This window comes from Kitasatospora sp. NPDC005748 (genome assembly GCF_040630735.1).
Taxonomy (GTDB): domain Bacteria; phylum Actinomycetota; class Actinomycetes; order Streptomycetales; family Streptomycetaceae; genus Kitasatospora.
This window is the reverse complement of record NZ_JBEXYD010000001.1, coordinates 135,722-162,094: the sequence shown is the minus strand read 5'-3', so window position 1 is coordinate 162,094 and position 26,373 is coordinate 135,722. Positions and strand designations below refer to the sequence as shown.

At 73.5% G+C, this 26,373-nt stretch carries 25 protein-coding genes; all 25 read right to left on the bottom strand.

Features of this window, described 5'->3' with window-relative positions; all coding sequences use genetic code 11:
- Positions 1–18: 18 nt before the first annotated feature.
- On the bottom strand, positions 19–2,199 hold the full coding sequence (locus ABZ495_RS00620; protein ID WP_359833738.1) for a molybdopterin-dependent oxidoreductase: 2,181 nt from the start codon (positions 2,197–2,199) through the stop codon (positions 19–21).
- 48 nt (positions 2,200–2,247) lie between these two features.
- Positions 2,248–3,036 (bottom strand): DNA alkylation repair protein, encoded by a 789-nt coding sequence (locus ABZ495_RS00615; RefSeq protein WP_329486364.1) that lies wholly within the window; start codon positions 3,034–3,036, stop codon positions 2,248–2,250.
- A gap of 93 nt (positions 3,037–3,129) precedes the next feature.
- Positions 3,130–3,831: a hypothetical protein gene (locus ABZ495_RS00610; RefSeq protein WP_352297866.1), complete on the bottom strand. Its 702-nt coding sequence runs from the start codon at positions 3,829–3,831 to the stop codon at positions 3,130–3,132.
- A 129-nt stretch (positions 3,832–3,960) separates the two neighbouring features.
- Positions 3,961–5,592: an MFS transporter gene (locus tag ABZ495_RS00605; RefSeq protein WP_359833736.1), complete on the bottom strand. Its 1,632-nt coding sequence runs from the start codon at positions 5,590–5,592 to the stop codon at positions 3,961–3,963.
- 200 nt (positions 5,593–5,792) lie between these two features.
- Entirely contained in the window at positions 5,793–6,392 is a 600-nt protein-coding gene (locus tag ABZ495_RS00600) for a methyltransferase domain-containing protein (protein ID WP_329486360.1), read from the bottom strand.
- On the bottom strand, positions 6,389–6,949 hold the full coding sequence (locus tag ABZ495_RS00595; protein ID WP_329486359.1) for a hypothetical protein: 561 nt from the start codon (positions 6,947–6,949) through the stop codon (positions 6,389–6,391). The genes ABZ495_RS00600 and ABZ495_RS00595 overlap by 4 nt, the downstream gene beginning before the upstream one ends.
- Positions 6,950–7,048: 99 nt before the next feature.
- Positions 7,049–7,705 (bottom strand): NADPH-dependent FMN reductase, encoded by a 657-nt coding sequence (locus ABZ495_RS00590; RefSeq protein ID WP_359833734.1) that lies wholly within the window; start codon positions 7,703–7,705, stop codon positions 7,049–7,051.
- Entirely contained in the window at positions 7,702–7,938 is a 237-nt protein-coding gene (locus tag ABZ495_RS00585) for a ferredoxin (RefSeq protein ID WP_329486357.1), read from the bottom strand. The genes ABZ495_RS00590 and ABZ495_RS00585 overlap by 4 nt, the downstream gene beginning before the upstream one ends.
- 73 nt (positions 7,939–8,011) lie before the next feature.
- Positions 8,012–8,635: a hypothetical protein gene (locus ABZ495_RS00580; protein WP_329486356.1), complete on the bottom strand. Its 624-nt coding sequence runs from the start codon at positions 8,633–8,635 to the stop codon at positions 8,012–8,014.
- Positions 8,636–8,641: 6 nt separating this feature from the next.
- Positions 8,642–9,574: a carbon-nitrogen hydrolase family protein gene (locus ABZ495_RS00575; RefSeq protein ID WP_359803945.1), complete on the bottom strand. Its 933-nt coding sequence runs from the start codon at positions 9,572–9,574 to the stop codon at positions 8,642–8,644.
- A gap of 4 nt (positions 9,575–9,578) precedes the next feature.
- Positions 9,579–10,607, bottom strand: coding sequence for a carbon-nitrogen hydrolase family protein (locus tag ABZ495_RS00570; protein ID WP_359833733.1), 1,029 nt, complete (start codon positions 10,605–10,607; stop codon positions 9,579–9,581).
- Between the two features lie 115 nt (positions 10,608–10,722).
- A complete protein-coding gene (locus ABZ495_RS00565) occupies positions 10,723–11,487 on the bottom strand; it encodes a class I SAM-dependent methyltransferase (RefSeq protein WP_329486352.1) in 765 nt (254 codons plus the stop codon).
- A complete protein-coding gene (locus tag ABZ495_RS00560) occupies positions 11,474–12,973 on the bottom strand; it encodes a coproporphyrinogen-III oxidase family protein (protein ID WP_352291421.1) in 1,500 nt (499 codons plus the stop codon). The genes ABZ495_RS00565 and ABZ495_RS00560 overlap by 14 nt, the downstream gene beginning before the upstream one ends.
- Positions 12,974–12,988: 15 nt before the next feature.
- Entirely contained in the window at positions 12,989–13,678 is a 690-nt protein-coding gene (locus tag ABZ495_RS00555) for a methyltransferase domain-containing protein (protein WP_359833731.1), read from the bottom strand.
- Positions 13,675–14,814, bottom strand: coding sequence for a BtrH N-terminal domain-containing protein (locus ABZ495_RS00550; RefSeq protein WP_359833728.1), 1,140 nt, complete (start codon positions 14,812–14,814; stop codon positions 13,675–13,677). Before ABZ495_RS00550 ends, ABZ495_RS00555 begins: the two co-directional genes overlap by 4 nt.
- Entirely contained in the window at positions 14,811–15,716 is a 906-nt protein-coding gene (locus ABZ495_RS00545) for an NAD(P)-binding domain-containing protein (RefSeq protein ID WP_359833727.1), read from the bottom strand. The genes ABZ495_RS00550 and ABZ495_RS00545 overlap by 4 nt, the downstream gene beginning before the upstream one ends.
- The gene (locus ABZ495_RS00540) at positions 15,713–17,047 is read right to left on the bottom strand and encodes an AMP-binding protein (RefSeq protein ID WP_359833725.1); all 1,335 of its coding nucleotides are present in this window, start codon (positions 17,045–17,047) and stop codon (positions 15,713–15,715) included. Before ABZ495_RS00540 ends, ABZ495_RS00545 begins: the two co-directional genes overlap by 4 nt.
- Positions 17,044–18,096: a zinc-binding dehydrogenase gene (locus ABZ495_RS00535; RefSeq protein WP_359833723.1), complete on the bottom strand. Its 1,053-nt coding sequence runs from the start codon at positions 18,094–18,096 to the stop codon at positions 17,044–17,046. Before ABZ495_RS00535 ends, ABZ495_RS00540 begins: the two co-directional genes overlap by 4 nt.
- A complete protein-coding gene (locus ABZ495_RS00530) occupies positions 18,093–19,550 on the bottom strand; it encodes a cobalamin-dependent protein (RefSeq protein ID WP_329486345.1) in 1,458 nt (485 codons plus the stop codon). The genes ABZ495_RS00535 and ABZ495_RS00530 overlap by 4 nt, the downstream gene beginning before the upstream one ends.
- Positions 19,547–20,794 carry a tyrosine decarboxylase MfnA gene (mfnA, locus tag ABZ495_RS00525; RefSeq protein ID WP_359803952.1) on the bottom strand — a complete coding sequence of 416 codons (1,248 nt, stop codon included), beginning with the start codon at positions 20,792–20,794 and terminating at the stop codon, positions 19,547–19,549. The genes ABZ495_RS00530 and mfnA overlap by 4 nt, the downstream gene beginning before the upstream one ends.
- Positions 20,739–21,659 carry a deoxyribonuclease gene (locus ABZ495_RS00520; protein ID WP_329486343.1) on the bottom strand — a complete coding sequence of 307 codons (921 nt, stop codon included), beginning with the start codon at positions 21,657–21,659 and terminating at the stop codon, positions 20,739–20,741. Before ABZ495_RS00520 ends, mfnA begins: the two co-directional genes overlap by 56 nt.
- Before the next feature lie 7 nt (positions 21,660–21,666).
- Positions 21,667–22,503, bottom strand: coding sequence for a sugar phosphate isomerase/epimerase family protein (locus ABZ495_RS00515; RefSeq protein WP_329486342.1), 837 nt, complete (start codon positions 22,501–22,503; stop codon positions 21,667–21,669).
- A 123-nt stretch (positions 22,504–22,626) separates the two neighbouring features.
- Positions 22,627–23,265, bottom strand: coding sequence for a methyltransferase domain-containing protein (locus ABZ495_RS00510; RefSeq protein WP_329486341.1), 639 nt, complete (start codon positions 23,263–23,265; stop codon positions 22,627–22,629).
- 94 nt (positions 23,266–23,359) lie between these two features.
- Positions 23,360–24,469 (bottom strand): 2-deoxy-scyllo-inosose synthase, encoded by a 1,110-nt coding sequence (locus tag ABZ495_RS00505; RefSeq protein ID WP_359803953.1) that lies wholly within the window; start codon positions 24,467–24,469, stop codon positions 23,360–23,362.
- A 250-nt stretch (positions 24,470–24,719) separates the two neighbouring features.
- A complete protein-coding gene (locus ABZ495_RS00500; protein ID WP_359833721.1) occupies positions 24,720–26,042 on the bottom strand; it encodes a TrpB-like pyridoxal phosphate-dependent enzyme in 1,323 nt (440 codons plus the stop codon).
- Between the last annotated feature and the right edge of the window lie 331 nt (positions 26,043–26,373).

Below are 26,373 nucleotides of genomic sequence, written 5' to 3'. Positions count from 1 at the left end.
CCCGGCGGACGGCCGGGCTCACCGCCCCGGGGCCCGCGGATCCGCCGCGGCGGCGGCCGGTCCGCCCGGGGCCGGGGACTGGTCCGCCGCGCGGGTGACGGTGCAGCGCAGGCCGCGGAAGGTGGAGGAGCCCATCTCGGCGTTCTCGTCCTCGTTGGTGGTCAGCAGGTTGACGTTGGCCTCCCGCCAGCCGCCGTCGGCGCCGCGCTCCGGGTACCACCAGGCGGCGGGGGCCATCACCACCTCGGGAGCGATCCGGTCGGTGAGCAGGACGCGCAGCCGGATGCGGCCGGTGCGGGTGGCGAGTTCCGCCCACTCGCCGTCGGCGAGGCCCTCGCGGGCGGCGGCCTCGGGGTGCATCTCCAGCCGGGGCTCGGGCTCCTTGGAGCGCAGCGAGGGCAGGTCGCGGAACTCGGAGTTGAAGTAGAACGCCGAGTGCGCCGAGGTGAGCAGGTAGGGGCCGTCCTCCGGCCCGCCGACCGGCGGACCGGGGGTGGGCAGCGGCGGGTAGCCGAAGGCGCGCAGGGCGTCGCAGCGCAGCCCGACCTTGCCGCTGCGGGTGCCGAAGCCGCGGCTGCGGTACTTGTGGTACTCCAGGGGGGTCGCCCGGTAGTGGAGTTCGGCCAGCTGCCGCCAGTCCATGCCGATCGGCTCCAGCCGGGTGTCCAGGGAGTCCGCGGCGTCCGGCCAGAAGTCGGCGGACAGGCCCAGCCGGTGGGCCAGTTCGGTGAGGATCCACTCGTCGGAGCGGGTGTCGCCGACCTTGGCGAAGGCCCGGCGGGCCGCGACGTAGTGGGCGTGCTCGACGATCTGGTCCCGCTCCAGCCAGCCGCCGACCGGGAGGACGACGTCGGCCATGGCGGCGGTCGGGGTGAGCCGCAGGTCGGCGACGGCGAGGAAGTCCAGCCGCTCCAGGGCCCGCCGGACGCGGTCCGAGTCGGCGTAGTTGAGCAGCAGGTTGCTGCCGTGCACCAGCATGGTGGTCACCGGGTGCGGGGCGTCGGGTTCGAGCACGGCGTCCCAGACGGAGCCGGGGTGGGCCCAGCCGGACATCGCCAGGATGCGGTGCCGGTCGCCGCCGAGGCGCTTGGCGGCCTGCTCGGGCGCCAGCAGCTCGGCGCGCGGGAAGGACCGGCGGCCGTCGATGCCGGGCGGGTCCCACAGGACGTCGCCGCCGGGCCGGTCCAGGTTGCCGCAGATCGCCGAGAGCAGCAGGACCGCCCGGCAGGTGTGGAAGGAGTCGCGGTGCTGCTGGGGCCCGGTGCCGAGTTCGATCGCGGCGCTCGACGCGGCCGCGTAGGCGAGCGCGGCCGATCTGATCAGGTCGGCCGGCACGCCGGTCCGCTCGGCGACCGACTCCGGCGTCCAGTCGGCGACGTGGGCGGCGAGGTCCTCGAAGCCGACGGTGTACTTCTCGACGAAGGCGTGGTCGTAGGCGTCCGCCTCGATCACGGTGTGGATCATCGCCAGCGCCAGCGCCGCGTCCCCGCCCGGGCGGACCTGGAGGAACTGCTCGGCGCGGGCGGCCAGCGAGGTCCGCCGGGGGTCGATCACGATCATCCGGGAGCCGTCCCGGACGGAGGCGAGCAGCCGGGTGCCGATCACCCCGTCGCCGTGGGTGAGCGCCTTGTTGGAGCCCCAGACCAGGACCAGGTCGGGCCGGCCCTCGTAGTCGCAGAAGGTGAAGCCGCCCGCGGTGAGGATGCCGGCCATCACCCTCGGGTAGAAGCAGACGTGCGCCGGGCCGAGCACATTGGGCGTGCCGAAGCTGTTGGCGAACCGGAAGAGCCACTCCTGGTAGTTGCGGTCGGTGCCCTGGGCCAGCACCACCGCCTCCGGGCCGTGCTCGATCCGGGCCCGGTCGAGCGCGACGGCCGTCCGCTCCAGCGCCTCGTCCCAGCCGATCGGCCGGAACTCGCCGCTGCCGCGCGGCCCGGTGCGCAGCAGCGGCGTGGTCAGCCGGTCGGGGTGGTTGAGGTGCTCCAGCGAGGCGCGGCCCTTGGCGCAGAGGAACCCGTGGTTGTTGGGGTTCTCCGGGTCGCCCTCGATGGCGGTCAGCCGCCCCTGGTCGACGGTCACGACGGCGCCGCAGCCGCCGTGGCACATCCGGCAGATCGTCCGGTGCCGGCCGTCCTCGGCGAGCACCTGGACGACCGGGAGCGGCCGGCGGTGCCGGTCGGCGGGACTGTGCGTGGTCATGCGGGCCTCCGGGCGGTGTGCGGTGGCGGCCGGGCGCGGCGCGGGCGGTCAGCCGCGCGGTCGGCGCCCGCCGAGTTCGGCGTGCTCCTGCAGGAGGCTCCGGCAGGTGTCGTCGTCGATCGGCCGGATCGCCTCGCGCAGGGTGAGCCCGGAGACCCGGGGCAGGCGGGCGCGCAGCCAGTCGGCGACCTCCTCGGGGTGGTGCTTGGCGCCCTCGCGCAGGGCCCAGCCCAGCGCCTTGCGCACGAAGAACCGGGAGTCGGTCAGCAGCGGGTCGGCGAGTTCGCCGAAGGCGGCGAAGTAGTGCGGGAACTCGCCCCGGTCGCGCAGGGCCAGCAGGTAGGACAGGATGCCGCCGCGCCGTACCCACTGGTGGTCGTCCCGGCTCCAGCGCAGGAAGTCCTCGGCGGTCTCCGGCAGCCGCAGCAGCAGGGCGCCGGCGCCCTTGGGGGCGATCAGGTCGACGTGCGCCCAGGTCTCGCACTCGCGCAGCAGCTGTTCCAGGTAGCCGGTGTCCTCGCGGACCAGCAGGTCGGAGCGGCTCTCCAGGAGCAGCGCGGCGCAGGAGCGCGATTCGTGGACGGGCGGGGCCCAGAGCTCCTCGGTGAGCTCCAGGAGGGTGTCCCGGTCGATCCCGGGGTGGCGGCGGACGAAGTTGCGCACCACGGTGCGCATGGCGGGCAGCGGTACGCCGATGTGCTCCAGCCGGCTCTTCAGGTAGGCCTTCTCGCCGTCGGCCCGGCCGGGCACGGCGCTGTCCTCCAGCTCGGACCTGAGCCGGTCGGCCAGGACGGGGGCGGGCGGGGTGTCGAAGGTCTGGGGGGTCTTGCGGGTCACCGAGGAAGCTCCGGTCGGACGGGGCCGGACGGGCCGGGGGCGGCGCCCCGGCCCGTCCGAACGCTGATGGTTCTCTGAGGTGTTGACGTTACGTCAGTCGGCGTCGTGGTACGGGTAGCGGAGCTCGCCGGCCCACAGGTACTCGGAGGCGGGGCGGCCGCTGCGGCCCTCGGTGTAGCGGAACACGTCCTGCCAGATCGCGCTGACCTTGTCGTTGCGGTACGCGATGCTGGGGCCCTGCTGGTCGTACCAGCGGACGATCTCCAGGAAGAACGGGCCGGTGGCGTCCTCGCCGAAGTAGACGACGGCGCGGTCGCCGGTGGTCAGCTTCTCGTCGCGCAGGGTCGGCCAGTCACGGGCCATCAGCTCGTGGAACTCGGCGACCTTGTCCGGGCGGACGAGGTAGTGGGCGAGCCCGGTGTAGGCGTCCTCCTCGGGGAGGTCGGGCTCGTCCTGGAAGTAGCCCATCCGGTGCACGATCGGGTAGTCCACCGGCGGCCGGCCCTCGCGGGCCTCGGTGATCGCCGCCATCTCCTGCCAGATCGCGTTGACGTCCGGGGTGTTGAAGGCGCGGCTGACCGCGTTCTCGTCGACCCAGGTGACGATCTCGAAGAAGACCGGACCGTGCTCGCTCTCGCTGTGGTAGACGGTGGCGGGCTCGTCGGTGACCAGGCCGTGCGCCTTCAGGGTGGGCCAGTGCCGGGCGATGATGTCACGGGCCTGCTCGGCGCAGCCGGGCTTGACCATGTACGTCGCCATCATGTGCGTGGACAGCACCACGGGGGACTGGGACATCGGATGACTCCTCGGTTCTGTTCGTTCCGCCGGTGCGGACCGGCCGGATGCGGTTCGGATCGGTAGGTGGTGGGTGGATGGTGGACGGGGGACGTCGGTCGGTGGCGCGGAGCCACCGGTCCGGTGGCCTCAGGCCTTCTCGGCCGCCGCCGGGGCGCTGCCCGTGGCCCTGGCGGCGGGCGGTCGTGGAGCTCCGAAGGCCGGTGCCGGGACGTCCCGGATGAGGAGCAGGGCGGCCACCCAGCCGACGGCCAGCAGGCCCACCGGCAGGAGCAGCCCGCTGTGCATGGCGCTGGTGAAGGCCTCGGCGAAGGCGTCCTGGACCTTGGCCGCCTGCGCCGGGTCGGCCCCGGCCAGGGCGGGCGGCGGACCGCCGCTGCCGATCTTCAGGGCGCCGTCGGTGAGCGGGGCGAACGCCCGCTTGAAGCCCTCCCGGGCCTCCGGCGGCAGTGCGAGCGCCTGCTCGTTCACCCAGCCGCGCAGGCCGCTGGAGAGCCGCAGCGACAGGATCGCGCCGATCGCCGCGCTGGCCAGCAGGCCGCCGATCTCCTGGGCGGTGTTGACCAGTCCGGAGGCCACCCCGGCCTGCGGCGGCGGAACCTGGCGCATGCCGACGCTGAACAGCGGCGAGAACACCAGGCCCATGCCGAGGCCGGCCAGCACGAACGGGCCGATCAGCTGGAGCGTGCCGGTGTCCGTCCCGGTGACCAGGATGAACGAGCCCAGCCCGGCGGTGAAGCAGGCCAGCCCGGTCAGGATGACGGCCTTGCCCGAGCCGCGGTCGGAGAGCTTGCCGCCGACCCCGGCGACCAGCGCCGAGGTGAGCGGCATCGCGGCGATGGTGAAGCCGGCCCGCAGCGGGGACATCCCGAGCACGGTCTGGAGGTAGAGCGAGATCGGCAGGAAGGCGCCGAGCATCGAGAAGCCCATGATCGCCGCGATGATGTTGGCGGAGGCGAAGTTGCGCAGTCGCAGCAGGTCGAAGGGGAGCAGCGGGCCGGACCGCTGGTGCCTGCGCTGGTCCAGGACGAAGTACGTCAGGACCAGGAGCCCCGCCGCGATCGCCGCCCAGGCGGTGGCGTTCCACTCCAGGCGTTCGCCCTCGATCAGACCGAAGGCCAGCGCGGTGAGGCCGAGGACGAGCAGGGCGGTGGGCAGCACGGCGAGCGGCTGGCGTTTGCCCGGCCGGTAGTCGTGGACGTGCCGCAGCACCAGGTAGGCGGTGGCGACGCCGATCGGCAGGTTGAGGTAGAAGATCCACCGCCAGTCCAGGTAGCTGACGATGACCCCGCCCAGGGTCGGCCCGGTGAGCACCGCGAGCCCGGAGAGCGCGCCGGTGAACCCGAACGCCGCGCCCCACTTGGAGGGCGGGAAGACCATGGTGACGATCGGCAGGATCTGCGGGGCGAGCATGGCCCCGCCGATGCCCTGGACGGCCCGGGCCGCGATCAGCACGCCCGCGTTGGGGGCGACCCCGCACACGCAGGAGGCGACCACGAACACCGCCAGGCCGTACAGGTAGACCCGGCGGGGGCCGAACAGGTCGCCGAGCCGGCCGGCGACGATGAGCAGGGTGGCGTAGCCGAGGATGTAGGCGCTGAACACCCACAGGCCCTCGTCCAGCGAGGCGTGCACTCCGGTCATCACATGGGGCAGCGCGATATTGACGATCGTCATATCGAGCAGCGTCATGAAGAAGCCCATACTGAGCACGCCGAGGATGAGCCAGGGACTTTTGTCCCGGCTTTGCGGGGTGGGCATAGGTGGCTCATTTCTTGGAGCGCCGGAAGCCGTCGGACGAAGCGGGCATCGGGCTCCGGAAACGGGGAAGCACGGAATGTCCGCCGGTCTCGGTCAGGCCGGCGCGAAACGGATCGCGAGGGGTGGTCGCGGCGGTCCGCCGCGAGGGTGGCGGGCGCGCCGCACGGGCGCGCCGGCGGGCGGCGGGGGCCGCCCCGGAGTCAGTCGGCGCGGCGCAGGACCACCGCGTTGGCGTCCAGCTGGAGGACGTCGGTGTGGAGCTGGAAGGGCATCAACGGGCCGGTGCTGAACCGGTCCGAGGGGAAGTGCCGGGCGAGCGAGGCGGCGTCCACCGGCTTGAAGGGGAACATCTCCTGCCGGCTCCCGCGCAGGTAGAGCAGGCCGCCGGGGGCCAGCAGCCGGGCCACCTCGGCCGCGTAGCGGTCGCGGTCGTCCGGGCCGAGGTGGTGGAAGCAGCCGCGGTCGACCAGCAGGTCGAACTCCTCGTCCGGCAGGTCGAGTCCGCGGACGTCGCCGACCGACAGCTCGATCTCCAGGCCCAGTTCGGCGGCGCGCGCGACGGCCATGCCGACGGCCTCACCGCTGATGTCGACCCCGGTCGCGCGGTACCCGGCCCGGGCCAGCGCGACGGTGTCCCAGCCGGTGCCGCAGCCGAGGTCCAGGGCCCGGGCGCCGGGCGCGGGCGGGGTGGCGGCGAGGAAGCCGACCAGGTCGGGGGAGGGGGCGCTGAGCTCCCAGTACTGGTGGTGGTCACCGGCCTTGTAGGCCCGGTCCCAGTTCATCGTGGTCGTCGTGGTCATGGTCGTTGACCCCTTCCGGAGGCGCGCCGGACCGCACCGTACGGCCGGCGGGGCACGCCGGTGGCGGGCGTGCGCGGGGGGAGGTGGCTGCCGCCCACGGCGCCGGCCGAGGAGGCCGCGGTGGCGTACCAGCCGATCACCTCGGGGTGCCCGGGCGTGAGCACGGGCGAGCCCCGGTAGACCTCGTAGCGCGGCCAGTTGGCCCGCAGCGGGAGGTCGGCGGCCGGTGTGACGTGCCGGTGGCGGACGGGCGGTTCGGCCTGGGCCGAACCGCCCCGCCAGAGCATCAGCCGTTCGCTCAGGACGGGCAGCACGCGGATGCCCAGGCTGTCCCGGCGGGGATCGAGCAGGGACAGCCCGGCGACCCGGTCCCGGGGCACCGACAGGCAGGCGTCGAAACGCCGCCGGTCGGGCGCCGTGGACTCCGGATCGTCGTACAGGACTTCGATACCGACGGTGCGGTCGTCGGAAATCCCGCGATTGAACAGAAAGGCGGTGAGGCGAAGCCAGGTCGCCTCCCGCGGAGTTCCGTTGGACGGATGGCGGAGACTGATCACGAGAAGTGGTCTGGGGTGCACCGGGAACCATTCTCCGGCCCCCTGGAAATGCGCACCCAATGTGTGCGTCTTATTCACAGGGGTGACGCTACCAACGGGTCAGCTCCCGCGTTTGACTGTCCTGGACACGTTCGGAACTTCTTCCGGGACGGCCGGTCCCGGCCGGACCGACCCGACGACGGCCGGACCGCCCGCCCCGGGCCGCAGCAGCGCCGCCGCCCGGGCCACGCTGCGGGCCAGCTCGTCCACCCGCGCACCGAGCTCGGGATCGGCCGGCTCGCCGCCCGGCAGCGCGCCGCGGGCCTGCGGGACGGCGACCTGCTCGGGCACCATCCAGGCCCGGTACCAGCGGGCCACCAGGCGCAGGTGGTTGAGCGCGTTGGAGTTGCTGCGGCCGCCGAGCGCGCAGATCGCCCCGAAGACCTTCCCCTCGACGTGCTCGAAGTCCAGCAGGTCCAGGGCGTTCTTCAGGGCCCCGCCGATGGTCCCGTGGTACTCCGGCCCGGCCAGGATGACGCCGTCGGCGGCGCGGAACTCCTCGCGCAGCAGCTTGACGTCCGGGCGGCTCGGCCACGGGTCCTGCTTGTCGCCGTTGCAGAACGGCAGGTCCAGCTCGCGCAGGTCCAGCAGGGAGGTCCGGCAGCCGTCGGCGTCCAGGACGGCGAGGGCGCGGCGCAGCAGCAGCTGGCTGGTCGAGCCGGGGCGCAGCGAGCCGCCGAGGCCGAGGATCCTCGGCCCCGGCGGACGGGGGCTCACTCGTCCTCGCAGATGGCGTCGGCCGGGCAGCAGTCCATCGCCTCGTACACCAGCTCCTCCTCGTCCTCGTCGGCCGGCTGGCGGGCGACGAAGGTGTAGCCGGCCTTGTCGTTGCGGACGAAGGAGTCCGGGGCGATGCAGCGGCAGGTGTCGCAGTCGGTGCACTCCGCGTTGACGTAGAACCGCCCGGGCACGTTCTCCGGCAGCCGGGCCGGTACCGGGAACCCGCTCATGCGCCCGCCTCGCTTCGCTCGGTGGCCGCTTCGCGGAACGCGCGGCACTGGATGATGACCTCGCTCCGCTCGCTCATGCCTGGCTCCGTCCGGCGTGCACCAGCTCCAGCACCCGGTCGGTGTCGGTGCGCAGCAGGTGTCCGTAGGTGTGGCCGAGTTCGTCCTCGGGGGCGTAGGCCAGCACCTCGACGCTGTCGAAGCCGGCCAGGTAGTCCAGCACCCGGCGGACGTGGTCCGGGGTGTCGACGCTGAGTCCGAGGTGGGACATCAGCGCCCGCTTGCGCTCCGGCGGCTCGTCGGCCCAGGCCCCGTAGGCGCGGCAGGTGAAGAACTCGACCTCGGTGCCGCGTTCGGTGGTCAGGTTGATCCAGTGCCCGGGGGTGCCGTGCACCCGCGGCGCGATGTGCGAGGGGCCGGCGGACACCCGGCCGAGTCCCGGGTGGGACCGGACGGTCTCCAGCCAGGCCTCGTACTCCTCCTCGGTGCGGTAGTCGCCCAGGTAGACGGCGACGTGGTGCAGGCCGGTCAGCCGCAGGGTGCGCGGGTCCAGCGGCTGGCCGAAGAAGGCGAGCAGTGCGTCGGCGGTGTTGGTGGCGGCCGCCCGGTCGGCCCAGTCGAGGACCTCCTTCAGGGCGGGCTCGCGGTCGGCACCGGTGGGCAGGTGGTCGGCGGCGGGGTACAGCAGGCTGGGTGCCATGGCGAATCAGCTCCGTCGGGCGGTGAGGTAGTCCGTGATGAGGGTCTCCAGGTCCTGGTGGCCGGCGTACGGCTTCAGCAGGTCCTGGTACAGCTCGGGCCGACGGCCGTGCAGGCAGAAGTAGAGGCTCTTGCGGAACGACAGGTCGACCTCCCGCAGTTCGCGCACCCGGTCCAGGTCGAGCTCGGCGATCAGCACGCCCTCCTCCTCGTCCAGCGAGCCGACCAGGTGCTCGGGCGAGGCGACGGTGCTGTGGCCGGCCACCGAGATGGTGACGGTCCGTCCGGCGCGCTCGCCGGTCACCTCGCCGACGGCGCTGGCCAGCAGGGTGTAGCAGACGTTGAAGGAGGAGTTGGCCTGGATGCACGGCCGGGTGATCTGGATGTTGCCGCGCAGCGCCGCCCCCGGCACCGCGATGATCTCGGCGCCGCGCATCGCCAGCGTCCGCGGCACCTCGGGGATCCAGAAGTCGGAGCAGACGCAGATCCCCAGGCGGCCGAACGGCGTGTCCACGATGACCAGTTCGTCGCTGGGCGAGACGGTGACCATCTCGGCGGCGAACCGGTGGGTCTTGCGGGCCTTGGCGGCGATCCGGCCCTGGTCGTCCAGCAGGACGGAGGTGTTGTAGTACCGGTCGCCCTCCCGCTCCACGACGGTGCCGCAGAGCAGGTAGCAGCCTTTGGCGCGGGCCACCTCGGCGAGCTGGTCGAAGAGCGGGCCCGGTACCGGCTGGTCGATCACGCCCTTGAGGTGGGCGCGGCCGGGGAAGTAGAAGGGCGGGCCGAGGAAGAACTCCGGGAGGATGATCAGTTCGACGTCCTGGACGGTGTCCAGCAGGGCGAGGGTCCGGGCCAGGTTGACTTCCGGGTCCGGGTCCCAGAAGGACTGGATCAGCGCGACCCGGGGCCGGCTGGTGGCGAGCGAGCGTTCGACGGTCATCTGGTCAGGCTCCATCCGAGGCGAACGAGGTGTCCGGGGCCGCCGAGGTGTGCGGGGCCGCCGGGGCGTCGGGGGCTTCCGGGGTCGGGGCGTCCGGGGTGTCCGAAGCGGCATGCGGTGCGGTGTGCGGGGGGAGGGCCGCGGCGGCCCAGTCGGGCAGCGGCCCGTCCGGGTGGGTGGCGGCGGTCAGCGCCAGGCCGAGCGGCGAGCGGCGGAAGTCGGCGGCGAACGGCGCCGCCTCGCGCATCCGGCGCAGCTCGTGCAGGTCCAGGTCGGCGGTCAGCAGTACCTCCTCGCGGTCGGCCTCGGCGAGCACCGGCTGCTGCTTGCGGAAGTCCCGGGAGTAGGCGCCGATCGCCAGCGGGCTGCGCAGGATCGCGCTGCGGCCCATGTAGGTGAGCCCGGCGAGGGTGTTCTCGCCGGTCGCGCTGGCGAACAGCACGTAGGCGCAGTTCTCGGCGGCCCGGGCGAGCAGCATCTGCCGCACCGGCTCGGCGAACGGCCGCAGCAGGACGGAGGGGGCCACGATGATCTCCGCCGAGTCGGCGAACAGGCCGCGCAGCACCTCCGGGAACTGCACGTCGTAGCCGAGCGCGAAGCCGATCCGGCCGAGCGGGGTCGGGAAGACGCGGGCGCCGGTGCGGCCCGTGATGAAGTGCGCCTCCAGGTCGTACACCATGGTGCGCCGCGCGGTGCCGACGAGCTCCCCGGTGTCGTCCAGCAGGACGGCGGTGCTGTGCACGTCGTCCCCGGCGCGCTCCAGCACGCCGGCGGCGATCCAGACGCCGAGTTCGCGGGCCAGGCCGGCCAGCCACTCGGTGAGCGGCCCGGGCACCGGCTCGGCGATCTCGTGGCTCTTCGGCAGGTTGAGCGCGGTGGCGAACACCTCGGGCAGGACGACGAGCCGGCAGTCGTCGTCGGCCGCGGCGCGCACCAGCTTCTCGGCCCGCGCCAGGTTCTCCGCACGGCGGTTGGTGGCGACGGACAGCTGGACGACGCCGACCCGGTACCGGCGAAGATCGGCGGTGGGCATGGTCGTGCTCCTTCCGGGGACGGGCGATGGCGCGGGCGGGGTGGTCCGGGGGTGGTCCGGGTGGGGTGCCCGCCGCAGCGGCGGGCACCCCACCCGGACCTGGGGACGGGGACCGTCAGTCGAAGATCCGCTCGTAGATGCCGGGCTCGCCGACCGTGTACCCGGTGTCCCTGGCCCGGGAGGAGACCACCAGGTTGATGCCTTCCTTGGTGACGCTCCAGTCGTTCAGGCCGACCTGGTCGAGCAGCTCGCGCATCTCCTCGGTGGAGTACGAGGCCCGCAGCGAGGTCATGAACGCGTTGGCGTCACCGCCGGCGTACTGCAGCACGAACGAGACCATGCCCTCGTCGGCGTCCCGGGCCAGGTCGTACAGCAGGACGGCGCCGCCGGGGCGGCAGACCCGGGCCAGCTCGGGCAGGATCCGGGCGGGCTTGTCCCACCGGTTGATCGCGCAGAAGCTGAACACCACGTCGAAGCTGTCGTCCGGGTACGGCAGCCGGCTGTACCGGGCCCAGTCGCAGGCGAAGTCGCCGCCGTAGGAGACCAGGTTGGCGAAGATGGTGTTCTCCCGGGCGACCTCCAGGAAGGCGTCGTTGCTGTCCAGCCCGGTGAAGGTGGAGTCGCGGTGCTGGGCGGCCAGGCGCAGCGACAGCAGGCCGCTGGCGCAGCCGATCTCCAGGACGTCCTTGTCCGGACCGCAGTCCGGCCCGATCAGCTTCATCATGTGCTGCATCGGGATGATCATCGAGGTGCGCACGCTGCGGTCGTAGGCGCGGCACTCCTCGGCGGTCTCGAACGGGTCGCCCTGCGGGGCCCGCTCGGCGAGGTCGAAGATCCGCCCCCGGCGGGAGCGGCGCGCGGTGGTCTCAGAACTGGACAAGGGGGAGCCCCTTCCGGCCGTCGGTGCGGTCGATCTGCCACTTGAGGATCTCGGTGCTCGCCGAGGTCGGCTGCGGGAGCCGGTAGTTGGCGTCCGAGTAGAAGCTCTTGGAGATGTTGTCGATGTAGTACCAGCCCTTCGGGTAGGTGACCTGGATCGCGTCGGCGTCGACCTCCAGCAGCCCCTTGGCCACCAGGTCGTCGATCTTGTCCTTGAAGTACTCGTACGGGTCGACGCCGTGCCGCTCGCGGTAGACCGAGCGCTTGACCCGCAGCAGCTTCAGCCCCAGGACGAGGCTGCGGCAGCGCTGCTCGTGCTCGTCGGTGTAGGCGCCCATCACCACCGGCAGCCGGCCCTCGTTGCACCGGCTGATGTACGACTCGATGTCCGGCTCGTTGAGGTACATGTGGTTGTTCAGGTACCCGTAGGCGCCCGAGCCGATGGCCACCATGTCCCCGCACCGGCCCCAGATCTGGGACAGGTGGTCGGTCAGGTAGAAGGTGTCCGTCTCCAGGCCGCGGTACGGCTTGCTGCCGTCCTTCACCACCGGGTACGTCTTGACCCCGGCCGCCTCCCACTCGGGCCGCATCGGCTCGATGAAGTCGTTGTAGGTGAGCGCCAGGTAGCCCGCGTCCATCAGCGTGGTGTGCAGGTACTGGTACATCTCGTCGGCCTCGCGGGTGCTCGGGCAGGGCGGCGTGGCGCCGCTCTGCAGCGCGAAGAACACCTCCGAGCCGGGCATGACCGCGTAGTTGTAGACCGAGAAGGACGTCACCGGGAGGTCCATCAGGGTGCGGATGTCCTGCGCCCACAGCTCGGGGGTCTGGCCGGGGATGCCGATCATGTAGTCGATGCAGAGGTTCTCCAGGCCGCTGCGGTCGATCAGCTCGATGGTGCGGGTGGCGGACTCGCCGGTGTGCGCCCGGGCCCGGCCGAGGTAGCGCAGCAGCGGGTCGTGGAAGGTCTGGACGCCCAGGCTCATCCGGTTGACTCCGTGCTTGAGCAGCACGTCCAGCTTCTGCTGGTCGACGTCGACGGGGGTGGACTCGATGGTGACCGAGCAGTCCGGGCTGAAGTTGAGCCGCTGCTTCATGTAGCCCAGCAGGTCGTCGAGCTCCTCGGCGCGCAGCGTGGTGGGCGTGCCGCCGCCGAAGTAGCCGGAGGTGAAGACGGTGTCCCGGACGTGCGGCAGCTGCGAGTAGAGGTCGATCTCCCGCTTGAGCGCCTGGATGTAGCGCTGGGTGAGGGTGTTGCGGGTGGAGAACTTGTTGTACGGGCAGCTGGTGCAGACCTGGTTGCAGAACGGGATGTGCACGTAGAACGACGTGGTCTTCGGGAACTTCTCCCGGGTGGCGTAGATCTGGTCCGCCGACAGCGGCTTGACGTCGCACGGGTACCAGCGGACGAACTCGATGTCCCGCTCCGGGTAGTCGCGCCAGAAGCTGGGGGTGTCGAGGAAGTTCCGGGTGATCGCTTCTTGGGTCATGTGCCTCTCCGGTCGTCAGGTGGCGCGGTGGTGCTCGACGGTGAGTGCCATCGGGCCGTCCGGGCCGACCGCCCAGTCGGCCATCCCCGCGACGTCGAGCAGTTGACGCAGTTCGGCGCCGGTCCAGGCGCCGCGCAGGGAGTCCAGGTAGGTGCGCAAGCGGTACTGGCCGTCGGGCGAGTCGTCGGCGGCCATCTCGCGCAGGGTGTATTCGAGGATGAACGGATCCGGGTCCCGGCGCAGGTCGTTGACCAGCAGCCGGCCGCCGGGGGCCAGGGCCCGCGCCGCCCCGCGGAGCAGGGCGGTGGGGTCGGTGCACTCCCCGAGCGCGTGCACGCTGTAGACCAGCGGGTGGCGCCCGGCGAGGGGGGCCGGCAGCGGGGCGCCGGCCGGCCAGTGGTCGACCGGCACCGCCGCGCCGAGCCGCTCGCGCAGCGGGGCGACGGCGCCCGGGTCGGTGCAGAGCACCCGCAGGTCGACCGGGCGGCGGGCCAGCAGCAGGGCGGCGAACCCGCCGTAGCCGGGGCCGACCTCCAGCACCGGGCCGTCCGTGCAGGCGCTCTCCAGCAGGTCGAGGAACTCCTCCTTGTACTGGTTGCGGGCGGCCACGTACCGGTCGTACGCCAGGCGGTCGGCCTCGTCGGAGAGCCGGTGGCGGGTCGGCGTCCGGACGGCCGGCAGCAGGCCGGTGGACACCCCGCTCACACCTCCCTCAGCAGGGCGAACAGCTCCCGCTCGGTCTCGGCGACGGAGGCCAGGGCCGCCCGCAGCTCCCCGGCGAGGCGCTCGCGCACCGGGGCGAGCCCGGCGGCCGCGGCGGCCCGCAGGTCGGGCAGCCGCTCGCCGAGCAGGGCGGCCCGGGCGAGGGCGGCGGCGCCGCCGTCCAGCAGCTCGGCCTCCCGTGCCCGGTAGGCGGCGCCGAGTTCGGTGAACGCGGGCGTCCAGTCGGGCAGCAGCAGGGCGATCACCCGTTCCCAGCGCCCGGCGCTGTCGGCGCAGAGCAGGGCGGCGTCGGCCAGCCGGTGGTCCCCGGTGAGCTCGGCGGCTTCGGTCAGGAAGGTCCGGAACAGGTTGCGGAAGGCGTTCCCCCCGGTGCCGGCCAGTTCGAAGTCGACGTAGGCGCCAGCGAGTTCGTCCACCACGGCGGCGGCGGGGGTGTCGCTGAGCAGCAGGTGCCGCAGACCGGCGCCGTAGGAGTCGAGGCCGCGCAGCCCGAAGCTGGGCACGGGCGGGTGCAGCATCGCGCGGCAGGACCAGCGGATGCCCTGGCGGATGTCGTCCTCGGTGGGGTGCCGGGCGGCCTTCCAGTCGGCGCGCAGCAGGGCGTGCCGGGGCGGGAAGGGCTGGTGGCCGGAGGCCCGGGCGGTGGCGAGTTCGGCCGTGGTCAGGGTCTGCGCGCGGGCCGGGCGGTCCGAGACGGTGACGGTGTCGTTGTCCCGGTCGTGGCCGACGACGACGATCGCGTGGCCGCCGAAGTGCCGGGTGGCCTGGAAGTACGGCAGGTGGAAGAGGTCCGCGTAGACCACCGCCGGGCGGCCGAGGTCGAGTTCGGCCAGCAGGTCGCCCCAGGCGCGCCCGGGGTCGTCGGTGACGGCGACCTCCAGGTCGAGGCCGACGCCGGCCGCCATCCGCCGGGTGAACTCGGGGAACGGGCCGTTGCGGCCGCCGGTGAAGCCGCGTCCGCCGGGCGGGGCGGGCATGTGCATGAAGTTGATGCCGCCGGCCACGCCGAACAGCATCGCCTCGCTGATCGGCAGGTCGTGCGCGGCCAGTTGCTTGCGCATCGACGCGGTCTCGCAGTGCGCGCCGCCGTGCGGGACGTCCGGCGGGGTGGTGGTCATGCGGGTCCTCCCGGGGTGACGGGGCGCTCGGCCCAGGCGGCCCAGCCGAGCGCGTCCGGCGGGACGAGGTCGGTGGGCGGCAGGACGGTCGGTGGCAGGACGGTCGGTGGCCGGACGGCGGCCCGCGGCCCGGCCGGTGCCCGGTCGGCGGCGGGCGGCGCGGTGCCGGCGGCCTCGGCGGCCTCGGCGGCGATCTCCTCCAGCACCGAGCGGGTGTAGGGGTTGGCGTCCGAGGGCGGGTAGTCCAGCGCCGTCCCGACGAAGACGTTGCGGATCGCCGCCCGCACGATGTCGGTGGGCAGGCCGCGGCCGGTCAGTTCGGCGGCCAGTTCGGCGCAGGCGCGCAGGGCGGCCTTGGTGGCGGCGCGGTTGGCCGGGCCGACGCACGCCTCCGGTCCGAGCACCACCTCGCCGAGGTCGGCGGCGAGGGTCCGCAGCAGGCCGATCCGGCGCGGTGCGGAGGTGACCAGGACGGTCTTGAGGCCGAGGGCCACGGCGGTGAACTGGCAGACCGGCTTGAGGCCGACCACCTCCACGCCGAGGTCCGGCAGGTCCTCGGTGGGCACGCTGGTCGCCATGTTGACGAACAGCGCCCGGCGGCCGACCTGTTCGGTCAGCGCGGCGAGCCGGCGCAGCGCGGCCGCGGTCTCCTGCGGCGGGACGCAGAGCAGCACGGTGTCGGCGGCGGAGAGGATCTCGCGCTGGTCCATGTCGGGCAGCGACAGCTCGGCGGCGACCCGCCGGGCGACCGCGGGGTCGCTGTCGTTGAGCAGCACCGGGAAGCGCTCGGCCAGCCGGTCGGCCAGCACCGAGCCGAGCCGGCCGAGGCCGACCACGGCGATCGTGCCGGGGTCGTTGTGCCGGGGTTCGGCGGGGTTGCCCGGGCGCAGGCCGAGGGTCATGAGACCGCCTCCAGGTCCTCGATGGTGAGGCTGCCGGGCTTGAGCATCCGGTCCATCGCCCGCCGCACCTGGGCGCGGTCGATCGGGGCGACCGAGGCGGGCACCGCGAACTCCGCGGTGACCCGCTCGGCGACGGCCGCGCAGAGCGCCGCCGGGTCCTCGACCTCGGCCTCGACCCGGATCTCCAGGTGGTCCCCGGAGACGCCGGCCGCCCAGTAGAGGCCGGCGCCCTCGGTGGCGAGCACGGTCTGCTCCAGCGCCAGCTTGTTGATCCGCTGCCCGCCGACGGTCAGCTGCTCGCTGACCCGGCCGTGGTGCGAGAGCACCCGGCGCGGGCTGCCGCAGGCGCAGGGCTCGGCGGAGACGGTGACGAAGTCCCCGCTGCGGTAGCGCAGCAGTGGCATGGCCCGGCCGGCCAGGGCGGTGATGACCAGTTCGCCGGCGGTGCCGTCGGGGACGGGTTCGGTGGTCTCCGGGTCGATCACCTCGAACAGGTGCCGGTCCTCGGTGAGGTGCAGGCTGCCCCGCTCGCAGACCAGGCCGAGCGAGTTGGTCTCGGTGGAACCGTAGGCGTTGGAGAGCCGGACGCCCCAGAGCGCGGCGATCTTCTCCAGCTTGGCGGGGGAGCAGGTCTCGCCGACGTAGAGGAAGGTCTTCAGCCCGATCTCGGCCGGGTCGCGCCCGGTGTCCTTCAGCATGTCGTAGAGGCGCAGCGCCCGGCTGGGCGTGCAGACCAGGGCGGTCGGGCGGACGGTCCACATCATCTCGACCATCCGCTCGAACGGGCAGACCAGGCTGAGCGTGCCGACCGGCACCACGGCCGCGCCGTTCTGCTCCAGCGCCCGGTCCAGGTCGTAGGAGGCGAAGGCGAGTTCGTAGGGGATGGCGATGAAGACGAGGTCGCCGGGGCCGAGCACGTGGCCGACGGACTGCTCGACCGCGACGTTGCCGCGGATCCAGTCCTCGTAGGTGATCATCGAGGAGGTGGGGCTGCCGGTGGTGCCGGTGGACTCGCCGTAGCGGATCAGCTCCTCCCGGCCGACGGCCAGCAGGCCGAACGGGTAGGCGCCGCGCAGCTCGGCCTTGGTGGTGAAGGGCAGGGTCCGCAGCTCCTCGGCACTGGTGGGCCGCAGAGAGCCGTGCCGCCCGGCCCAGCGCTCCCGGTAGAATGGCGAGTTGGCGAAAGCGTGGTCCAACTGGCGCCGCAGCAGCGCGAACTGGTGGTCGGGCACCTGGTCGGGGCTGAGCTTCTCGAACGCGGCCAGGTCGGCCAGCGCGGCCTCCCGGATCTCCGGATAGCGCAGGTGCGGGGGGCGGTCGGCGGTGGTCACCGGGCATCCTCTCCAAACATCAGCTGGGTCTTGATCCGGGTACGGGGGTCGAGCGTGAAGGCCTCCGCCGCCCGTTCGGCCGGCAGGCGGTGGGTGACCAGCAGCCCGGCCTCCTCGCGGTGGCCGGCCAGGAACTCCTGGGCGCGGTGGAAGCCGCCGGTGCCGCCGATCGAGCCGACCAGGGTCAGTGCGTTGGCCACCAGCAGGTCGGTGCGGAGCGCGGCGCTGCGGCGCAGCCCGAAGCAGAGCACCCGGCCGCGGGGGACGGCGCAGGCCAGCGCGGTGGCGAGGCCGTCGGCGCCGCTGGAGCAGTCCACGGTCAGGTCGTACCGGGCGGCGGCGGTCAGGGCGGCGTACCCGCCGGCGGACCGCGCGGCGGCGTCGGGCTCGGGCGCGGCGGTGCGGACCCGGGCGCTCGGCAGTAGCGCGGTGACGGCGGCGGCCTTCACCGGGTCCGCCTCCAGCAGCTCCACCCCGCCCGCCCCGTACGCCCCGGTGAGCAGCAGGTAGCTCGCCAGGCCGAGGGCGCCGGCGCCGATCACCAGGATCCGCTCGTCGGGGCGCGGGTCGATCCGCTGCAGGCCCTGGGCGGCGACGGCGAAGAACTCGGAGAGCGCCAGCAGGCCGGGGCCCAGGCCGTGCGTGTCGGGGTAGAGGTAGCGGCGGTCCACGGTCCGCAGCCGGGTCGAGAAGCCGTCGACGGTGAGGCCGAACTTCTCGATCCGGGTGCAGACGTTGCGGTCGGTGCCGCAGCGCGGGCAGTCCCCGCACCAGCGCGAGCAGTCGCCGGTGACCCACTGGCCCAGCAGCGCGCGGCCGTTGCTCCCGGTGCCGACCACCAGGCCGGACCACTCGTGGCCGAAGCGCAGCGGGTAGCTGCTCGGGCCGCCGTAGGCGCCGTCGTACAGCGCCTGGTCGCTGCCGCACAGGGTGACCCGGTCGACCTCGACCAGGACCTCGTCCGGGCCGAGCGGCGCGGTCGGCGGCTTCGCCTCGTCGACGGTGAGCCGGCCGGGGCCGGTCAGCCGCAGGTCCGCCCCGGCGCTCACCGGGCACCGTCCCCGGCCGCCGGGAGCGGCGGCAGGTGGTCGTTCAGCTCGGCCTCGATCCGCTCGCTCTCCGCGCGGGCCATGGTGATGCGCTCGCGCAGGCTGATCGAGTTGAGCCCCCACCACAGGTACCAGTTGTCGTTGGCGAGCACCCGCGCCTGGATCTCGTCGAGGACGGCGGCGTCCTCGATGACCGCGCGGGAGCAGTAGTACTTGGGCACGATGAATCGCTCCGTTCCGGTGATCATGCCTTCGGCGACGGCGGTGGTGTGCAGGGCGGTGCCCCGGCAGACCCGCAGGCCGAGCGTCCAGAAGGCGTGCACGTCGGGCGTGGCGGGCGGCACGAGCTGCTCCATCACGTCGAAGGTCTCGCGGACCGAGTCCCGGTCGTCGCCGGGGCTGCCGATGAACAGGCAGTGCTCGACCCGGATGCCGGCCTCGACGAACTTGCGGTGCGACTCGATGATCTGGCGCTGGCGGAAGTTCTTCTTCAGCCCGCGCAGGATCCGGTCACACGCCGAGTCGGTGCCGAACTCGACGTAGTAGCAGCCGGTGCGGACCATCAGGTCGACCAGTTCGGAGGTCACGTTGCCCGGGTTGACCATGCAGGACCACGGCATCTCGATGCCCCGGCGGACGAACTCCCGCAGCACCTCCAGCGAGTAGTTGAGCGGCAGGTTGAAGACCCCGTCGACGATCTCCAGGACCTCCAGGCCCTCGTCGCGCAGCCGTTCCACCTCGTCGGCCACCCGGGAGACCTCGTCGAACTTCACGCCGGTGCCGTCCACCAGGAAGTTGCTGCAGAAGACGCACTCCAGCACGCAGCCCTTCTTGGTCTGGATGGTCGCCGGCACCTTGAGGCTGCGGTCGTGGGTCTCGTACGAGTAGCTGAAGTAGCGCTGGTCGTACAGGGCCGGGTCGGGGCGGGCGGCCTTGCGGTAGTCGATCCGGAAGACGGCGTCGCGCCGGTGGTAGCCGCCGCCCTCGCGCGGGCTGATCACCCCGGGCACGTCCAGCGGTTCCTCGCCCCGGGCCAGGTGGTCCAGCAGCGGCTGGACGGACTCCTCGGCGAAACCGGTGATCCCGTAGTCGGCCCGGACGAAGTCCATCAGGTCCTCGGGGACGGTGGAGAACCCCGGACCGCCCAGCAGCACGGTGACGCCGGGCAGTTCGTCGCGCGACCAGTCGGCCACCTCGCGGGCGAGCGGGGTGTAGACGACCGGCTCCAGCATGCTCTGCGAGTCGACGTTGCGGATCGAGATCCCCACCACGTCGGGCTTGAAGGCGCGGACCGCGGCCCGGACGACCGGCTCGTCCTCCTCCTCCCACATCAGGTCCAGCGTCTCGACCTGGTACCCGGCCGCCCGCGCCTGGGTGGCGATGGTGACCATGCCGATCGGCAGGACCGGCCGGAAGGACTTCAGCTTGTTGATCGAGACGAAGAGGATCTTCACGGCCGGCCCCCGTCGACCTCGGCCAGCGCGGCGACCAGGCCGCGCAGCTGCCGCTCGCTCTGGTGCCAGTGCACGACCAGCCGCAGCAGGCCCAGCCGGCGGGCCACCGAGGCGATCAGGCCGCGCTCCTCCAGCGCGTCGACCAGCTTCTCCGGGCTCGGGTGGCGGACCGTCACCACGGTGAGCTCGGGCCGCGGGGCGACCTCGAAACCGGCCTCGGTGAGCAGCCGCACCAGCAGCGCCCGGCGCTCCCAGAGCCCGGCGACCGAGGCCCGGTAGCCGCTGCGGCCCTGGGCGCGCAGCGCCGCCCAGGTGGCCAGCAGGGCGCCGCCGGGCCGGGTGCCGAGCAGGGCGTGGTGGTCGAGGGTGCCCCGGTAGTGCGAGGAGGTGCGCAGCGCGTCCGGCGCCCCGGGGTCGCGGAAGAGCACGTGGCCCGCGGGGATCGGCGCGCCGCCGTACTTGTGCGGGTCCAGGGTGATGGAGCTGACGCCGTCGACGCCGAAGCCGATCGCCGGCAGGTCGTCGCCCAGCTCGCGGGCGAACGGCACCAGGAACCCGCCGGTGGCGGCGTCCACGTGCACCGGTACGCCCAGCGCCGAGGCGTGCGCGGCGATCGCCGGCACGTCGTCCACGGCGCCGGACTCGGAGCTGCCGGCGGTGGCCACCACCAGCGCGGTCTCCGGGGTCACCAGCGGCAGCAGCCGCCCGGTGTCGACCCGCAGCCGCTCGTCGGAGGGGACGCGGACCACCTCGACCGCCAGCAGCGCGGCGATCTTGTCGAAGGAGAAGTGCGCGCTGTCGCCCATCAGGACCCGGGCCGGCGCACCGGCCCCGAAGCGGGCCCGGTGGTGCCGGAGCGCGGCGAGCACCGCCAGCAGGTTGGCCTCGGTGCCGCCCGAGGTGGCCACCCCGGCGGCCCCGGGGCCGTCCATCAGGTCGGCCAGCATGGCCGTCACCTCGGCCTCGGCGCGGGGCAGCGAGGGGAAGATCCGGTTGTCGCCCATGTTGGACTGCTGGTGGGCGGCGAACACCTGCTCGGCCACCGGCAGCGGCGTCGAGCAGATCGAGTTGAAGACGGTGCCGTCCCGGTAGTCGTGGTCGTCCGCGCAGAGCCCGGCCAGCTCGGCCAGCACCCGCTCGACGGGGACGCCCCGGTCGGGCAGCCCGTGCGGGCGGGCGCCGGCCGGCTCACCCGGCGGCGGGGACCCGGTGGGGGACGGCGAAGAACTGGGCAGCGTTGCCATGAGCGAGAGCCCTCACGATCTGCTCGGGGACACCATGGAGTCGGAGCCGGTGCACCGTCCTGGCCAGACCCAGCGGGTCGGCCGAGCCGAAGTGCAGGCCGGTGTTGAGCATCAGCCGCTCCGGGCCGAACCGGTCCAGCAGGCCGAGCACCTCGCGGTGCGACTGCTTCTCGCGGACCTGGAACAGCGCGTCCTGGCGCGGGGCGACGGCGATCCCGTACCCGCCGAGCCCGCGCAGCGCCGGGTGTTCGGCCAGCAGGTCGATCCGCTGCTCGTCCAGGTCGAGCAGGGCGATCGTGGCCGGGTCGATGCCGGCCCGTTCCACCGCGCCCGCCAGCGGCGCCAGCATCTCCCGGAAGGCCGGCAGCGCGGGCGGCGACTCGACCAGTACCGGCAGCGCGCGCGCCGACGCCAGCTTCAGCTGCCGCTCCAGCACCTCGACCTCGTCCGGGCCGCCGCCGCGCAGCGACACCTCGCCTAGCGCCCGGACCCTCGGGTGGTCCAGGTACCGCTCCAGCACCTCGATCCCGGCCAGCGCGCCGCGCAGCCCCGCCATGTCGGCCGCGTGCACCGCGAGCGCCACGTGCAGGTCGATCCCGTACGCGGCGGCCCGGGCGGTCTCGGCTCCGGCGAGCCGCTCGAAGCGGGCGGCGAAGGCGCTGCCGGAGTCCCGGGCCTCCAGCGAGGCGGAGCACGGGGCGAGCGCGGTGAGCACCCCGCTGACGGCCATCAGCTCGTAGTCGTCCGCGTTGCGCAGGTCGGTGTGGATGTGGTGGTCGAACAGCGGCGTCAGTCCGGTCCCGTGCAGGGCCCGGGGGGCCAGCGGCGGCGGGGGCGGCGGCGGGCCGGGGCGGTCGGCGGGCACGACGGGCTCAGCCCTGCGCGGCGGCGGCGATCGCGGCGGTCAGCACCTCGCGGCTGCGGCGCAGCGCGTGCTCGTAGCGGTCGGCGTGGTTGTACAGCTCCACGCTGACGTAGCCGTCGTAGCCGCCGCGCCCCAGCACCGAGAAGAAGCCGGCGAAGTCGATGTCGCCGTCCCCGGGGATCTCGTGGTGGTGCACCCGGCCCTTGATGTCCTCGACCTGGATGATCTTCGTATAGGGCAGGTTCCGCTCCACCGAGGCGAGGTAGTCCTCCTCCACCACCCGGCAGTGGCCGAGGTCCTGGGCGAGCGCGAAGCGGTCCGAGGCCAGCGCGTCGGCCAGCCGGGCGACCCCGTCGTTGCTCTCCAGGAAGAACTCCGGCTCGGGCTCCATCGCCAGCACCGCGGTGCCCGGGCCGTCCAGCACCTGCCGGACGCCCTCGTCCAGCCACTGCCGGGCCTGCTCCTCGGCCACCTCGGGCTTGCGCTTGCCGGTGGCGAAGTTGACGTAGGGGATGCCGAGTTCGTCGGCGATCCGGACCGACCGCAGGACGAGGTCGACGCGGCGGGCCCGGCCCTCGGCGGTGGGGTGGATCAGCGAGGGCTCGAAGCGCTCCTCACCGAGCAGGTTGTCGGCGCCCGCGGCCAGGCAGCAGGCCGTCAGGCCGGTGCGCTCCAGGGCCTTGCGGATCGGCGCGGCCTCGGCGGGGCCGAAGGCGAACGGGTCCAGGTGGGCCGGGTGGAGCGAGAGTTCGATCCCCTCGTAGCCGGCGTCGGCGACCGCCTCGATCGCCCGCTCCACCGAGATCGTCCGCAGGCCGTTGGCGTTGTAGGCAAGCTTGACCACGACAGTTCTCCTTCTGGCTGGTGACGACGGTGACCGGCGGGTCCTGACCGGCCGGTCGCCGGGTGCTGGTGCGCGGCCGCGTCGGTGCGTGCCGCGCCGGGGCTCCGGTGCCCGGGGGGCCGGTCACTTCTCCGCGGTGGCGTGCACGTGGAAGTCGTGCCAGGTGCGCAGCTCGATCCGCTGGAAGCCGGCGGCGCGCAGCATCTCCTCCAACTCGTTGAGGGTGAAGCGCAGGTGCACCTCCTCGGGACCGGCGCCGTCGGGCTGGCGGGCGTACCAGGCCTCGATCTCCCGGTTGCGCTCCTTGTCGGCGGTCTTGCGGTAGTCCGCCAGCGCCACCCGCCCGCCGGGGCGCAGCACCCGGTACATCTCGGCGATCGCGGCGGGCGCGTCGTCGGCCAGCTCGTGCAGGACGTAGGTGGAGATCACCAGGTCGGCGGCGGCGTCGGCGACGGGCAGCGGGACCACCGGGCTCACGGTGCGGGTCACCCGGTCGGCCACGCCCTCGCGGGCGGCCCGGCCGGCGAGCACCTCCAGCAGCTCCGGGCTGCCGTCGACGCAGTGCACCGAGCCCTCCGGCCCGACCAGCCGGGCGGCGGGCACGGCCGCGTAGCCGGTGCCCGCACCGACGTCGACCACCTGCTGGCCGGGCGCGGCGCCGACGGAGCGCAGCAGGTCCTGCACCTCGCCGAGCGCCCAGCGCAGCGGGCCGTCGAGCCGGTAGACCGTCTCGGCGATCTCCGGCGAATGCGCGTCGTTCATGGATGACTCCTTCGGGAGGCCGAACGGGCCGTCCGGCCCTGCTGGGCCGGCGGTCGGGGGTGTGCGCGCGGTGCCCGGGCGCGTACGGGGGCGGTCAGGCCTCGGCGAGGACGCTCTTCAGCAGCGGCTCGGGCACCGGCGTCTCGTGGTCGCCGTCGACGATGTGCACCCGGCCGATCTCGGGCACCAGCACGAACCGCACCGCGCTGCCCGCCCGGCGCTTGTTGTCGCTGAGGATGACCTCGACGATCCGCTCCGGGGTGAACTCCCGGGGCACCGTGGTCGGACTGCCGATCAGGGTGCCCAGCAGGTGCTCCTGGCGCGCCAGCACCTCCGGGGCGGTGATCCCGAGCCGGATGCCCAGCCGGGCCGCGGCACACATCCCGATGCCGACCGCCTCGCCGTGCAGCAGCGCGCCCCCGGAGAGGAACTCCACGGCGTGCCCCACGGTGTGGCCGTACTCCAGGATGATGCCGGCGCCGCGCTCGCCCGGGTCCTGCGCCAGGATGCCCAGCTTGCTGCGGACCACCTCGTGGCAGACCCCGAGCAGGTCGTCCCGGATGCCCGCCACACCGCCGGTCAGCAGGCCCTCCATCCGGTCGACCCACGCGGCGTCGTTGACCAGGCCGTTCTTCAGCGCCTCCACCAGCGCGCTGCGGTGCTGGCGCTCCGGCTCGCTGCGCAGCATCGCCACGTCGGCCCAGATGAACAGCGGCGCGTGGTAGACGCCGAACTGGTTCTTGCCGAGGGCGCCGTTGATCGCCTGCTTGTTGCTGAGGGTGCCGTCGGTGAGGTTCAGCATGGTGGTCGGGATCTCGACGAAGCGCAGGCCCCGGTAGACCATGGCGGCGGCCAGTCCGGCCAGGTTGCTGATCATGCCGCCGCCGAGCGCGCCGACGATCGAGTCCTTGGTGGCCCCGGCGGCCACCAGCCGTTCGCAGAGGGCGGTGAGCTCGGGCCAGCCCTTGACGCCCTCGCCCTCGGCCACGGTGATCAGGTTGACGGCGACGCCGGCCCGGCCGAGCCGGTTGGCGAGGTCCCGGCCGAACAGCTCGTACAGCGGCTGGCTGGTGACCAGGTAGAACTCGTCGAAGGCGTGCCGGCCGAGGTACTCGGGCAGCCGGTCGCCGATGGACTCGCCGAGATAGTACGGGCAGCTTGGGCTGGTCCCGCTGGACAGCTCGATGATGGTTCCGTCGGACACGTCGGTCCTTTCGTGCAGGGTGTCGGAACGGGTGGTGTCGGAACGGGTGATCCTGGGGCGCGTGCGCCTCGCCCGGGCGGTGCCGGTGCGGGTGGTGCCGTGACCTCGGTCGTGCGCGGGGGTGGTGCCCCCGGTGGTGCGCGCGGCCCCGGGTACGCGGTGGCACGCTCTCGGCGTGCGCGGGCGGTGGTGCGGGGCCCGGCGGAGGGCCCGGTGACGGGTGCCTGTGGTGGGCGCGGGGCGCCGGTGGTCAGCGGTGCGCGAGGTAGCCGTCGAGGTCGAGCAGCCCGTTGCCGCTGACGCAGGCGACGATCACCTCGGCCCGCCCGGTCTCGCGGGCCAGGACGGCCCGGTCCACGGCCGCGCGCAGGGCGTGGCAGGACTCCGGCGCGATCAGCATCCCCTCGGTGGAGAGCACCAGCCGCCCGGTCTCGAAGACGTCCGTCTCCTCGTACGCGACCGCGTCCAGCAGCCCCTCGCCGCGCAGCACGCCGATCAGCGGCGAGCCGCTGTGCTGGCGCAGACCGCCGACGTGGGTCTCCGGCAGCTCGTAGTCCCGGCCGAGGGTGTACGACTTGCCGAGCGGGGTGACGCCCTCCGGGTCGGCGTGGTCGTAGCGCAGCGTGCCCCGGGTCAGCCGGGGGGCGCTCGCGGACTCCGCGCCGAGCAGCAGCAGGTCGTCGCCGCGCTCCGCCTTCTCGGCGAGGTAGGGGCCCATGAAGCCGCCCAGGTTGCTGCCGCCGCCGACGCAGGCCACCAGCGTGTCCGGCCGCTCGCCGAGGGCGGCCAGCTGGGCCTTGGTCTCCTGGCCGATGACGGTCTGGTGGATCAGTACGTGGGCCAGGTTGCTGCCGGAGATGTAGCGGGTCTCCGGGTGCAGCGCGGCGTGGCTGATCGCCTCGCCGATCGCGGTGCCGAGCGAGCCCAGCAGGTGCCGGCCGTCGCGCAGCAGCGCCTTGCCGACCGGCGTCCGCTCGCTGGGGGAGGCGTGCACCTCGGCGCCGAGCATCTCGATCAGCGCCCGGCGGCCGGGCTTCTGGCGGGCCGAGACGCCGGCCCAGTAGATGACGGCCCTGAGGCCGAATCGGCGGGCGGCCCAGGCCACGGCGTGGCCCCACTGGCCGGCGCCGGTCTCGGTGACCATCGTGTCGACGCCCTGCTCGGCCGCGTAGTGGGCCTGGGCGATGGCCGAGTTGAGCTTGAAGCTGCCGGTGGGCAGCACGTCCTCGCGCTTGAGGTAGATCCGGGCCGGGGTCTCCAGGTAGCGCTCCAGGGCCCGGGCCCGCAGCAGCGGGGTGGGGCGTCCGATCGACGCCAGCTCCTCGCGCACCCGCTCCGGGATGGCCAGGAAGGGTTCGGTGGCACCGTCCTGGGCGCGGACGGCGTCGAGCCGGATCCGCTGCTGCAGGGCGAGCCGGGAGCCCCAGGCGTCGTGCTCGGCGCCCTCGGGCTCGCGGGGCGGCGGGACGGGGCCGGGCAGGCTGGGGACGAGGTTGAACCAGTGCGACGGGACCTCATGGGGGTCCGCTGCGGCCGGCACCGGCACGGGGGTCCACTGGGCGGCTGGAGTCACGATGCATCCCTCTCGTCATCCGGATGGGGGAACCGCGCACGTCAGTTCTCGCAGCGAAACGACCGGGTGAGAAGCGGTAGGAGCGTTGTTGACCGGCTCAGTCAAGCTTTGGATCGGTTGCCGGGGGAGTACTTGACCGCAACGGTGGAAAAGCGGTCCCGGACCGGCCCGCTCCTGGGTGAAGCCCGGGTCAGGAGCCCGGACCGACGGCGGGGCGGCGGCCCGGACCGTGCGACCGGACGCGCGGTGACCGTCGTCGCGCCGTCTCGTTCGCCCCTGCGGGGGCCACCGGTCGCCCTGTTCCACCGGCGCCCCGGGCGCCCCGATCCGC

Excerpts from the sequence above, each read along its gene's own strand:
- ABZ495_RS00580 (WP_329486356.1), bottom strand. The coding sequence starts at position 8,635 with ATGGCACCCAGCCTGCTGTACCCCGCCGCCGACCACCTGCCCACCGGT.
- ABZ495_RS00620 (WP_359833738.1), bottom strand. The coding sequence starts at position 2,199 with ATGACCACGCACAGTCCCGCCGACCGGCACCGCCGGCCGCTCCCGGTC.
- ABZ495_RS00605 (WP_359833736.1), bottom strand. The coding sequence starts at position 5,592 with ATGCCCACCCCGCAAAGCCGGGACAAAAGTCCCTGGCTCATCCTCGGC.
- ABZ495_RS00510 (WP_329486341.1), bottom strand. The coding sequence starts at position 23,265 with ATGAACGACGCGCATTCGCCGGAGATCGCCGAGACGGTCTACCGGCTC.
- ABZ495_RS00550 (WP_359833728.1), bottom strand. The coding sequence starts at position 14,814 with ATGACCACCACCCCGCCGGACGTCCCGCACGGCGGCGCGCACTGCGAG.
- ABZ495_RS00585 (WP_329486357.1), bottom strand. The coding sequence starts at position 7,938 with ATGAGCGGGTTCCCGGTACCGGCCCGGCTGCCGGAGAACGTGCCCGGG.
- ABZ495_RS00600 (WP_329486360.1), bottom strand. The coding sequence starts at position 6,392 with ATGACCACGACGACCACGATGAACTGGGACCGGGCCTACAAGGCCGGT.
- ABZ495_RS00575 (WP_359803945.1), bottom strand. The coding sequence starts at position 9,574 with ATGACCGTCGAACGCTCGCTCGCCACCAGCCGGCCCCGGGTCGCGCTG.
- ABZ495_RS00570 (WP_359833733.1), bottom strand. The coding sequence starts at position 10,607 with ATGCCCACCGCCGATCTTCGCCGGTACCGGGTCGGCGTCGTCCAGCTG.
- ABZ495_RS00545 (WP_359833727.1), bottom strand. The coding sequence starts at position 15,716 with ATGACCCTCGGCCTGCGCCCGGGCAACCCCGCCGAACCCCGGCACAAC.
- mfnA (WP_359803952.1), bottom strand. The coding sequence starts at position 20,794 with ATGGCAACGCTGCCCAGTTCTTCGCCGTCCCCCACCGGGTCCCCGCCG.
- ABZ495_RS00560 (WP_352291421.1), bottom strand. The coding sequence starts at position 12,973 with ATGACCCAAGAAGCGATCACCCGGAACTTCCTCGACACCCCCAGCTTC.
- ABZ495_RS00610 (WP_352297866.1), bottom strand. The coding sequence starts at position 3,831 with ATGTCCCAGTCCCCCGTGGTGCTGTCCACGCACATGATGGCGACGTAC.